The sequence below is a fragment of the uncultured Aquabacterium sp. genome (genome assembly GCF_947366995.1).
Classification (GTDB): domain Bacteria; phylum Pseudomonadota; class Gammaproteobacteria; order Burkholderiales; family Burkholderiaceae_C; genus Aquabacterium.
Window position 1 is genome coordinate 1 of record NZ_CANBCC010000047.1, and the last position, 11980, is coordinate 11980.

Consider the following 11980-nt stretch of genomic DNA (forward strand, 5'->3'; position numbering starts at 1 on the left):
TCCTTGTTGAGGTGCTTGCATTGGATGGTGCGTGCCATGGAGTCAGACCAGGGAAAGGTGAGAGGGGTAATTTGAGTTTCTTGACGAGGACCTGCGAGCGCCGGTCCCACTTGTAGCTGCGCTTGCGCGCCTCGGGCAGCCAGTCGGGGTCGACCGGCGCGAAGCCGCGCTTGATGAACCAGTGCATGGTCCGGGTCGTCAGCACGAACAGCGTCGACAGGCCCATGGCCCGCGCGCGTTGCTCGATCCGCTTGAGGATGCGTTCGCCGTCACCCTGGCCCTGCACGTTGGGCGAGATGGTCAGGGCGGCCATCTCGGCGGTGCTGGCCTCGGGGAAGGGGTAGAGCGCCGCACAGCCGAAAATCACGCCGTCGTGCTCGATGACGGTGTACTGGTGGATGTCGCGCTCGATCTCGGTGCGGCTGCGCTTGACCAGGGTGCCGTCCTGCTCGAATGGCTCGATCAGTTGCAGGATGCCGCCGACGTCGTCCGGCGTGGCTTCGCGCAGGCTTTCCAGCTTCTCGTCGACGATCATGGTGCCCACGCCATCGTGCGTGAACACCTCCATCAGCAGGGCGCCATCCACCTTGTACGGGATGATGTGCACGCGCTCGACGCCCCCTTCGCTGGCCTTCACCGCATGCTGCAGGTAGTAGGCCGTGTCGGTGGGCTGCAGGGGGTTGGGCAGCGCGGCCAGCAGGCGCTTCGCGTCGGCCAGCGCCAGTTCCTGGTCGATCTCGACGTCCGGGTCGTGCTGCCGGGCTTCCAGTTCGGCGGCGCGCGCGGGGTCCTGCACGATGCTCTGCAGGATGCCGCGCACCTCGGTCACGAAGATGAGCTTGTCGGCCTTCAAGGCAATGGCGGCGCTGGTGGCCACGTCTTCCATGCTCAGGTTGAAGGCCTCGCCGGTGTGCGAGAAGCCGAACGGCGAGAGCATGACGAGGGCGCCCGTGTCGATGGCACGGCGCACCGCCATGGCGTCGATCTTGCGCACCAGGCCGGTGTGAATGAAGTCGACGCCGTCGACGATGCCCACCGGGCGGGCGGTCACGAAATTGCCGGAGATCACGCTGACCGAGGCACCCGCCATGGGCGTGTTGGGCAGGCCCAGCGAGAAAGCGGCCTCGATCTCGTAGCGCAGCTGGCCGGCGGCTTCCTGGGCGCAGTCGAGCGCCACGGCGTCGGTGATGCGCATGCCGTGGCTGAACTTCGACTCCTGTCCTTTCAGGCGCAGCTGCTCTTCCAACTGGGGGCGAAAGCCGTGTGCCAGCACGATCCGGATGCCCATGGCCTGCATCAGCGCCAGGTCCTGCACGAAGCTCTCCAGCTTGCCGGCGGCGATCAGCTCGCCCGACAGCCCCACGACAAAGGTCTTGCCACGGTGCGCGTGAATGTGGGGCGCCACGGAACGGAACCAGGGCACAAAGGTGTGGGGGAAGACCAGATCCATGGCAGGGCGCAAGGGGGGGCGAAAAAGGGCCGGTCAGGCCAGACGGTGCAAGGGCTCCATGTTACGGGGTTTGCACCCACCGGTTGCGCCCGGCGTCTTTCGCCTGATAGAGCGCGCGGTCGGCCCGTTCGATGCTGGCCTCGATGCGCTCGTCTGGCCGGTGGTCCGTCAGGCCGGCAGAGAAGGTGACCCGGACGTCCGGGTGCTCTGCCAGCAAGGGCTCGGCGGTGAGGGCGGCTTGCAGCCGCGACAGGCCGACCGCCGCCTGCTCTGCGTGGCTGCCAGGGCACAGCAGCAGAAACTCTTCCCCGCCCCAGCGGGCCAGCACGTCGATTTCTCGCAGTGCGGCACGCGCACGCTCGGCAAAGCGGCGCAACACCTCGTCGCCGACATGGTGGCCCAGCGTGTCGTTGATCCGCTTGAAGTGGTCCAGGTCGATCAGCGCCACGCTGAAGGGCGTGCCGTGGCGTGCATGGCGCCGTGTCTCTTCCAGCAGGATCTCGTCCATGCGACGCCGGTTGGGCAGCCCGGTGAGCTCATCACGCGTGGCCAGCAGCTGTACACGGGCCAGGGCGTCGCCCAGTTCGGTCTGGCTGCGTACCAGATCGTGTCGCAGCCGACTCACGAGCTGTGCGACCTTCGAACTCACCAGCAGCACCCCGCCGATGTAGACCATCTGCACCACGTCGCGCGCGAACTCGTGCTCGACTGGCGCGGTGGTCAGCCAGCGCCCCGACGTCACCAGGCCGATGCCCAGCACGGACAGCAGCCCCAGGGCCCGGATCTGCGATGGAGGGAGACTGAACTGCCCGAGCATGAGCACCAGCGGCAGGATGGCCAGCACCAGCCCGCGCAATTGCACCACCATGCCACCGAAGGCCAGGATGATGCTGCCGATGCAGAACAGACACATCGGGAACACCAGCATCGGATCGCGGAAACGGCGGCTCCAGCCCGAGCGGATGGCGGCATAAGCCAGCATCGGCCCGACCAGGATGTAGACAATCAGCACGGCGCCAATGTGCGCGTCCATGTGGCCGGCCCGTATTGCCCACCACGCCAGCACTGCGTTCACCGGGTAGAGGCTGTTGGCGATCAGCATCAGGCTCAGCGACCGACGCATGCGCCGGTCGGAGCCCAGAACCAGATCGGCCAGAGCAGGGCAGGGGGCAGTGGGCACAGGGGTGGTGTCACCAGGACGATTCACGACCACAGGGTAATCGACAGCCGGCGGCCGATTTCAAGGCGTGAAGTGGCCCGGCGTGCCTCAATTCACGAAAACGCCTTGCTGCGGCACGGTCTGGCCGGCTTGGGATAATGCGCGTTTTGCCGCCTGCCTTGCTTCGTGTCCACCCTGCCGCCCATCACCTTCCCCGAATCGCTGCCCGTCAGCGGCAAACGCGCCGAGATCGAGGCCGCCCTGCGCGACCACCAGGTCATCATCGTCTGCGGCGAAACGGGTTCGGGCAAGACCACGCAGCTGCCCAAGATCGCGCTGGCCATGGGGCGGGGCGGCTGGGGACAGGTGCGCGATCCGAATGCCCGGCGGCATGAACGCCCCAAGCTGATCGGCCACACCCAGCCGCGGCGGATTGCGGCCTCCAGCGTGGCCAAGCGCATTGCCGAAGAGCTGAACACGCCGTTGGGCGAGGTGGTGGGCTACAAGGTGCGCTTCCAGGACCGGCTGCAGCCCGGTTCGTCCGTCAAGCTGATGACCGACGGCATCCTGCTGGCCGAGACCCAGGGCGACCCGGACCTGCGCGCTTACGACACCCTCATCATCGACGAGGCCCACGAGCGCAGCCTCAACATCGACTTCCTGCTGGGCTACCTGCGCCAGCTGCTGCCACGTCGGCCCGATCTCAAGATCATCGTCACCTCGGCCACGATCGATGCTGAGCGCTTTGCGAAGCACTTCGAATCGGCCAAGGGGCCTGCGCCCGTCATCATGGTCTCGGGCCGGCTGTTCCCGGTCGAGCAGCGCTATCGCCCGTTCGAGGAAAGCCGCGAGTACGGCCTGAACGAGGCCATTGCCGATGGCGTGGACGAGCTCTGGCGCGAGGGCAGCGGCGACATCCTCGTCTTCCTGCCCGGCGAGCGCGAGATCCGCGAGGCGGCCGACCACCTGCGTAAACACCTGGCCGAGCACCGCACGGTGGCCGAGGTGCTGCCGCTGTTCGCCCGCCTGAGCCAGCAGGAGCAGGACCGTGTCTTCCAGACCGGCAACGGCCGCCGCATCGTGCTGGCCACCAACGTGGCCGAGACCTCGCTGACGGTGCCCGGCATCCGCTATGTCATCGACAGTGGGCAGGCGCGTGTCAAGCGCTACAGCTTCCGCAACAAGGTCGAGCAGCTGCAGATCGAGCCCATCAGCCAGGCGGCGGCCAACCAGCGCGCGGGCCGTTGCGGCCGGGTGGCCAACGGCATCTGCATCCGCCTGTACGACGAGAAGGACTTCAACGCGCGTCCGCGCTTCACCGACCCGGAGATCCTGCGCAGCTCATTGGCCGGCGTGATCCTGCGGATGAAGTCGCTGCACCTGGGGCATGTGGAGGACTTTCCCTTCATCGAGCCCCCGTTGCGCAAGGCCATTGCCGACGGCTACCAGCTGCTCAACGAGCTGGGCGCCGTCGACGACAACAACGAGATCACGCCGCTGGGCCAGACGCTGGCGAAGCTGCCGCTCGACCCGCGCGTGGGCCGCATGATCCTCGAAGCCAAGGACCGCCAGGCCCTGGCCGAGGTGCTGGTGATCGCCGCTTCCTTGAGCGTGCAGGACGTGCGCGACCGGCCCATCGACCAGCAACAGCAGGCCGACCAGAAGCACAAGCAGTTCGACGACGAGAAGTCGGAGTTCATGGGCACGCTCAAGCTGTGGAAGTGGCTGGATGAAAGCCGCGGTGGCCATGGGCACCACGCACCTGGCGAGCCGGAAAAGCACAAGCTCAGCCACCGCAAGTACGAGGCGTTGCTGCGCGAGCACTTCATCAACCCGCGCCGCGTGCGCGAATGGCGCGACGTGTACAGCCAGCTGCACACCGTGGTGGCCGAGCACAACTGGCGTCTCAACGGCACGCCGGCCACCTACGAGCAGGTGCACCTTTCGCTGCTGTCCGGCCTGCTGGGCAACGTCGGCGTCAAGAGCGACGAGGACGAGTGGTACCTGGGTGCGCGCGGCATCAAGTTCTGGAAGCACCCGGGCGCCAACCTGAGCAAGAAGCCGGGGCGGTGGATTCTGGCTGCCGAACTGGTCGAAACCACCAAGCTGTATGGCCGTGGCATTGCGAACATCGACGCGCATTGGCTCGTCTTCATGGGCCAGCACCTGCTCAAGAAGCAGTTGCTGGAGCCCCATTGGGAGAAGAAGGCCGCCGAGGTCGTCGCGCTGGAGCGCGCCACGCTGTATGGCCTGGTCGTCTACAACAACAAGCGCGTCAACTATGGCCTGGTCAACGCCCGCGAGGCGCGCGAGATCTTCATCCGCGAGGCCCTGGTCGGCCAGGAATGGGAGACCCGTCTGCCCTTCCTGGCGCACAACCGCAAGCTGATCGCGCAGGTCGAGCAGCTGGAGCACAAGTCCCGCCGCCAGGACGTGCTGGTGGACGACGAGCTGATCCACGCCTTCTACGACGCGCAGATTCCGCCCGACGTGATGAGCGGGCACAGCTTCGAGCGCTGGTACCGCCATGCCAGCCGCGAGAACCCCAAGCTGCTCTACCTGAGCCGCGAAGAGCTGATGCGCCACGAGGCGGCCGGCATCACCAGTGCGGCCTTTCCCAAGGTGATCCGCCTGGGTGGTGTCGACTGCGCGGCCACCTACCTGCACGAGCCCGGCGATGCGCGCGACGGCGTGACCGTGACCGTGCCCATCTTCGCGCTCAACCAGGTCGGCGATGAGCGCGGCGAATGGCTGGTGCCCGGCATGCTCAAGGACAAGGTGCTGGCGCTGGTCAAGAGCCTGCATCAGAAGCCGCGCGCGCGGCTGGTGCCGCTGCCGGATTACGCCGAATCGTTCGTGCAGGCTGCCGAGTTCGGGCAGGGCAGCCTGATGGAGCAGCTGCTCAAGGCCGTGCGCGACAAGACGCAGCTCGACATCAAGCGCGCCGACTTCAAGCTCGACATGCTGCCGCCCCACCTGTTCATGAACTACCGCGTGGTCGACGAGCACGGCCGCCAGCTGGGCATGGGCCGCAACCTGCCGGCGCTCAAAGCCGAGCTGGGCTCGCTGGCGCGCGGCGCGTTTCAGGCGCTGGCTGCGCTGAAGGCCAAGGAAGTGGTGCAGGGCGGTGAGGGGGCGTTGGCTGCTGACGGCGCAGCGTCGCCGCTGGATGCCCGGAGCGCCCCTCAGGCGACCCGTGTCGCGCGCGGCGGATCCGGCCAGACTGCGGCTTCGGCCGCACCCACCACCACGCCGAAGGGCGGCACGGCCGCCGGGCAAAGCAACTCACCCGCGGCCAGCACCCCGCTGACGGACTGGACCTTCGGTGAACTGCCCGAACTGATGGAAATCCAGCGCGGCGGCCACACGCTGGTGGGCTTCCCGGCGCTGATCGACAAGGGCAACCACGTCGAAATCGACATCTTCGACGAGCCCGATGTCGCCGCTGCGAAGCACCGCGCGGGCCTGCGCCGGCTGGTGGCGCTGCAGATCCGGGAGCCGCTGAAGTACCTGGAAAAGAACATCCCGGATCTGCAGAAGATGGCCATGGCCTACATGAGCCTGGGCACGGCGGACGAGCTGCGCGAGCAGATCATCGACGTGGCGCTCGACCGCGCCTATCTGGCCGACCCGCTGCCCACCGATGCCGCCAGCTTCAAGGCCCGCGTCGAAGAAGGCCGAACCCGCCTGAACCTCATCGCCCAGGAAGTGGCCCGCCTGGCCAGCACCGTGCTGACCGAGTACGCTGCCGCCTTGCGCAAGCTGAAGGACGCCCGCCCTCCGAAGGACGTGGCAGACGACATCACGGCGCAGCTCCAGCGCCTGATGCCCAAGCGCTTCGTGGTGCAGACGCCATATGCGCAACTGCAGCATTTCCCGCGTTACCTGAAAGGGGTGGTGCTGCGCCTGGACAAACTCAAGGGCGATGCGGCCCGCGACGCTCAGCGGCTGACCGAATTGCGCCCGCTGGACCAGCGTTACACGCGCCGCCTGGCCGAGCTCAAGGGCACGCACGACGCGCGTCTCGACGAATTCCGGTGGTTGCTGGAAGAATTGCGCATCAGCCTGTTCGCACAAGAGCTGCGCACGCCCCAGCCTGTCAGTGTCAAACGGCTGGAAAAGACCTGGGCACAGCTCAACGCCTGACGCCGATCCACCACGCAGCTGCGGGGCGCTGCAATTGCCGACTACAATGGCGGCTCAGTCGGGGCGTAGCGCAGCCTGGTAGCGCATCTGCTTTGGGAGCAGAGGGTCGTGAGTTCGAATCCCACCGCCCCGACCAATAAATCAACGGGTTAGCGTCGTCTGGCGCTAGCCCGTTTCCGTTTGGGCTCATTTTTCCGTCGCTGGTTGCCGTTCGGTTGCCGTTTCTCGTGCGCCACCTGCATCGAGCGCAGGGGCTCGCCGTTCGGCCTGTGTCGCAAATGCGGGAATCTCCCGTAATCGGCCCGCAGTGCTGGCGCTGGTCGAAGTGGCTTCGGCTCACTTTGGCCAGGTCATGCCGTCATGGGGATGTGCAGATCGCAGGCCACCAGCGCCAGCCCTTGTTATTTGTTGATTGTTTTTCAAGTGGGTGGTTTTTTCCGCGCGTGCCTTACCGTGCGGTTACCGGCCTTGTCTCCCCCAAGATTCGACCCGCCCCCACTCTGCGCCGATGCAGACTGAAGCCCTCGCGCGCGCGCGCGCGTAGGGCTCCGATAACTTCACCTTGCCGTGATCTTGCCGTGCCCTTGATCCGGTGCGACTTGACGCGCCCCCCGGAAAGTCGCGGTTACTGCATGGTGGGCTTACCGTTCGGTTTCCGGGCTGGTCGTGCCGACTTTGCACCCGCCCTTCCCGTTGCCGCAGGTGCGCCGCCTTTCTTCGCCTTTCTTTATGGCGGTTGCACCTCGCCGTGCAGGATGTGGTCGGCGCGGGCTCCGTTTGCCCCCGCTTTGTTTTTCGCTGTTTCGCCGCTGTTAGCAAGGACGCCACCGGGCTAGGGTGGCGTCACTACTTCGCACTACTTTAGATGTCAGGCGGGCGGCATCGGGCTGGTGGGCCATGCCTGCCGCGTCGCTCTGGCCTTACCGTGTCCTTACCGTTGATGGCTCGCGCGCGCGCGTTAAGGTGCGTATTAATCATCGGATGGCCTCTTGTCCCTTGCTAGCTTCTCGGTGATGGCCAGGCGCACAAACTCCGCGCGGTTGCCTCTCGCCGGGTGATGTGGGGACAGTCTCAGCAGCCTATCCACTGCGGCCACCACGTTGTCGGGAACGGACACGATCAGCCGCGTTACCGGCTTGCCGTGGAATCGTCTTGCCATGCTCATGATGTGAACCCCTCGCACCGTTGCAGCAGGTTGACCAGATCGCCGGGAAGATCAGCGCCAGCCCATCCGGCCCGGTGCGGTTGGCCACAGCGCCACAGGCCACCACTGCGCCGCAGGTTGCGACATTCCAGGCACACGCGCCGGTCATCGGCCTGCCTGTCCCTTGTCGCCAGGCTGTCGGCCAGCTTCTCGGCTTCGGTGGTGTCCAGGCCATGCCGGGTGAACAGGTGAACCCGTGCCGAGAACGTGTCAATCTCGGCTGTGTTCATCGCCGTGGTGTGTGGCCAGCAATGCCGGTCAGGATCAGGCGTGATGCCTGCCAGGGCTTCGGCCTCGATGCGAGATAGCCCGCCGTCAAACTCGATGATTGCCGCCCGTTCCTCGATGGCTTCGCGGTCTGCCGTGATGGTGTGCCGCTCGTCGTTCGCTGGCGCTGGATCACTCGATGATTCCTGCATGGGCCCTAAAGGGGTACCTACGAAACCTACGAAACCGGGTTCTGTAGGTTTTGTAGGGTGGGGTTTAGTGCCCGTGCTTGTTTTCTTGAGTCGTTCAAGCCACCTCATGCCGCAGCCCTCCAAGTCAGCGCCGCCGGGTTGACTAGGTAGCGTTCCGCAGGTCGCCCACCCTTTGCCCCACTCTGCCCGGTGTCCAGGCGCAGCCAATCGAAGTCACACAGCACGTCAGCCGCCTTCCTCACCGCATCAGGGGTTGCCAGTCCGGCCCAGCCCTTTTGCGCCACGTCACGCGGTGCGAATGACTCCATCACCACGCCGTTTCGGTCGGTCAGCTTGCCCGCCTTGATCTTGTTCAGCAGAGCATCCGCTGCGGCTGTCTCAGGGATCACGGCTGCTGCGTACAACCGTTCGGCGTGGGGCTTCAGGTAGTCGCACCACGCAAGCGCCCGCATCAATTCACGCTCATGGATCACGCCGCCGCTGTCCGGTGTGTCGATCAGGGCGAAAACCAGCGCCAGCGCCGGGATCAGCTTCCGATACTTGGACAGGTGCGAAACCATCGCCGGGTGCAGGTCGTCGCTGCGAAGCTCGGTTTCAAATGGAACCAGCCATTCAACGAACAGGGCCTGTGCTGCTGCATCAAAGCGCCATGAATGGGGCTCGTCTTCGCTGACTGGTTCCAGCGTCGCCAGGCGCTCGAACACAGCCCACGCGGCTTGCTTTGCTTCGGAGTCCGGCCACTGGTCAACGTGTACGAAGTCGCCCGCCGTGTCAGGCCACACAGCCAGCCCGAACCGCTGCAACAACCCATCATCGGCACCGCCACCGGCCACAGCCCCTCGCACGTACTCTTGCACCCGCCCAGGCTGGATGCCGCCGATCATCGCGAGACACACGCGGGGAACGTGGACTGTTCCGCGCCCGATCCGGTCAAAGGTGTAGCCCTGATTGCCGTCATACGCTTGCAGGTAGAAGGCCCGTGAACCCTCTTGCCCGTGCTTGTCCAGGCCCGTCAGCAGCCCGTAAAGCTCGTCCCGGTAGGACAGGATGCCCCAGGGGTTCTGCTGCATCAGTTCGCCCAGCTTCTCCACCGTTGCATCGTTGATGACGTACCGCCGTGCAATGGGTTCGGCTGGCAAGTCGGTGGGCTCTAGAAGTGCGCGTGCTGTCGCTGGGTCTTTCGCCGCCAGGCTTTTTGCCTTCTTGGCATTTGCGTCGCTCGCCAGTTCGGCGACCTTGCAATCCAGTTCCCATGCGTCGTGCGCAGCCTGCCATTGCTCAAACTCTGCTTGCTGAAGGCGACTGAGGGGGCGTAGGGCTTCGGATAGGGCAGGGCTCTTTTTCACTCCAGGCCTGCCCACTGTCATGCCCCACAAGTTCGGCACCACGCGCCAATCGTCACGGGCTTTCGGCTGCACCACAGCACGCGCCCCGATCAGGCTGGATGCAGCCACCAGCGCCGCCACTGCCGGGAAGTCCGGCGGGCATTGCATCCGGTGGGCAATGTCCATCACCCATGCTCTGAAGCTCTCGGGCAAAAGCTCGGGCTCAAACCGTGGCACGGCTGGCAGTGGGTCCGGTAGTGGCATCGGCTCGGGCCACATGCTTGCCCCCACCTGTTGCGCCGCCTCGATGCAGGCCCGCACCGCTTCAGGCCCGCGCAGTTGGTGCAGGTCGTTGAAGTCGGTTGCACCGTCCGGTCGGTGGGCTCCGAAGTCAGGCACCGCGACACAGCCGCCCACGGCTTGCGCCGCCTCAGTGGCTTTCGTGATGCCGGGATTGCCTTCTGTCCTGTAGTCGTCGTCGGCTGCAACAATGATTTTCAGGGTCGGGTACTTCTCCCGCAGCGCCACGGCCACCGGCTTCAGGTTGCCCGCGTTGTAGGCAACGGCCACAGCGTCGCCGGTCGCTTCATGTGCGCTTGCACCCGTGGCGAAGCCCTCGCACAAGATCACCTTGTTGCCCTTCGGTTTGCCGATGCCGTGATAGCAGCCCTTCACCCGGCCACCAGGCAGAAACCGCTTTTCGCCGTCTGCCGTGATGGTCTGGAGGCTGTGCAAGGTGCCTGCCGTGTCGCGCATGGGAACCAGCAGCCCGCCAGCCGCGTCAGATCGCGCGCCATGCGCTTGAATCCCCTTGCCGGATAGGTAGGGGTGTCCGGTGCATGGTTTCGCGTCCTGCCAGCGTCTAGCGGCTTCTGCTGCCGCTTCTCGCTGGCGTGCGGCCTGTTCGGCTTCGCGCTGAGCTTGCATGGCCTTGATGCGCTGCCGGTGGGCTTCGCGCTCCGTCACCGTCATGGCGCTGTCGGCCTTGTCGCACCACGTTTCTGTGACGCCCAGCCGCCAGCAGCCAAACACCCCAGCCGGTACGCCGTCGAGATGCAGGACATACCACCCGGTATCGTCGCCGCGCTTGCCGCTGGCGCTGAATCGGTGCAGCTTGCCGTCCGGGTGGAGGGTGTCGGGTGGTGTGAGCCCAGCCGAAACAATCGCCGCTGTGAATCGTTGGATGGCGTCGCTCATCGTGCGGCCCTCCCGGTGCTGGCGCTGTTTGCCGCTGAGTGGCAAACTTCGGCTGTAGCTTTCTGATAGCCCCCGCCGGTGTGCCCCCCAAAGGCCCCGGCGGTTTTTCTTTGGCGCTCCGTGAATGTGTGTGAGAACAGGCTATTGCCGGGGGACTGGCGCACGGACGCGCACAGGCCCGCCGTTTTGGCGTGCTGAATGGTCATGCTTTCCCCCGTTAAGCCAGGCTTGAAACGAACGCGTCAATCTCCGATGCGCGCCAAAGGCTGCACCGTGCGCTAAGTCGTATCGGCTGGGGGAATCTGTTTTCTGCGATCAGCTTGTAGATCGCTGATTTGCTCAGTGGCACGCGGGCTTGTACGCCGCGCAATCTAAGCAGGGTTTCGCCGCTGACGGGGGCTGTTCCGTTGGTGTGTGGTCGCCGTCGGGCTGGCTCGGGGTCGGCGTCGCCGCCGTCGTCGTCGTCATCCGAACCAGCGCCAGCAGGTGCGCCGCCCTCGATGCCGGTTGCAGCAGATGCGCCGCCGCCGCCCGCTTCGGGTGCGCCGTCGCTAATGGTCGTCCATGCCAGCTCGCGCTGCGTGATTCGCTCACCGCGCACCGCCATTGGTTCAAAACAGACCACCGCCCCAGCTTTTCGAAGGATTCGGTAATTGGCGTAAGACGCCGCACGCTCTTGATCGCAAATGAACATTGCCAACTCATTCTAGGTTTGGTTTGAATGAATGACAGACCCTCGCGGCCTGTCGCGGTCTATTCTGCACACTTTCTCACGGACTGTACAGATGTACAGCCGCACCAAAGACAAAGCCCCCAAGGTTTCCCAAGGGGGCCGGGTGGTTGTGGTTGGGTCAGGCGGGATTGTTCAACTTTGCCGCCGCGTTCTGTAGCGCCGCCATTGCTGGCCGGATTAGCGATAGCAGGGGGTCGGCAATAGGGTCGTCGCCATGATCTTTGGACGACATATGCAACAGGATGCCTTCCATGATGGACAGTTGCCCATGAGCGAAGCTCATCAGCGCCCCTGCATCAGCCGCAGGGTTGAAGATCACTGCGGGCGTGTCTGTGTCGATCACGATG

7 protein-coding genes and 1 tRNA gene are annotated in these 11980 nt (G+C 65.3%); 2 read left to right on the plus strand and 6 right to left on the minus strand.

Annotated features, from left to right (window positions below):
• The coding region (argA, locus tag Q0Z44_RS12495; RefSeq protein ID WP_298013221.1) for an amino-acid N-acetyltransferase at positions 1-1450 on the minus strand (1450 nt) is incomplete at its 3' end.
• 61 nt (positions 1451-1511) lie between these two features.
• The gene (locus Q0Z44_RS12500) at positions 1512-2657 is read right to left on the minus strand and encodes a GGDEF domain-containing protein (protein ID WP_298013223.1); all 1146 of its coding nucleotides are present in this window, start codon (positions 2655-2657) and stop codon (positions 1512-1514) included.
• Between the two features lie 138 nt (positions 2658-2795).
• Here Q0Z44_RS12500 and hrpA point away from each other — a divergent pair, with 138 nt between their 5' ends.
• Positions 2796-6755 (plus strand): ATP-dependent RNA helicase HrpA, encoded by a 3960-nt coding sequence (hrpA, locus tag Q0Z44_RS12505; RefSeq protein ID WP_298013225.1) that lies wholly within the window; start codon positions 2796-2798, stop codon positions 6753-6755.
• Positions 6756-6814: 59 nt separating this feature from the next.
• A tRNA-Pro gene (locus Q0Z44_RS12510) sits at positions 6815-6891 on the plus strand.
• Positions 6892-7916: 1025 nt separating this feature from the next.
• Here Q0Z44_RS12510 and Q0Z44_RS12515 read toward each other — a convergent pair.
• The 4 genes from Q0Z44_RS12515 to Q0Z44_RS12530 all read right to left on the minus strand — a co-directional run bounded on the left by Q0Z44_RS12515 (position 7917) and on the right by Q0Z44_RS12530 (position 11976).
• Positions 7917-8486, minus strand: coding sequence for a hypothetical protein (locus tag Q0Z44_RS12515; protein ID WP_298013227.1), 570 nt, complete (start codon positions 8484-8486; stop codon positions 7917-7919).
• A complete protein-coding gene (locus tag Q0Z44_RS12520; RefSeq protein ID WP_298013229.1) occupies positions 8483-10900 on the minus strand; it encodes a DUF3987 domain-containing protein in 2418 nt (805 codons plus the stop codon). The genes Q0Z44_RS12515 and Q0Z44_RS12520 overlap by 4 nt, the downstream gene beginning before the upstream one ends.
• Before the next feature lie 217 nt (positions 10901-11117).
• Positions 11118-11594, minus strand: a complete 477-nt coding sequence (locus Q0Z44_RS12525; protein WP_298013231.1) for an AlpA family phage regulatory protein — start codon at positions 11592-11594, stop codon at positions 11118-11120.
• A 157-nt stretch (positions 11595-11751) separates the two neighbouring features.
• The gene (locus Q0Z44_RS12530; RefSeq protein WP_298013233.1) at positions 11752-11976 is read right to left on the minus strand and encodes a hypothetical protein; all 225 of its coding nucleotides are present in this window, start codon (positions 11974-11976) and stop codon (positions 11752-11754) included.
• Positions 11977-11980: the final 4 nt, after the last annotated feature.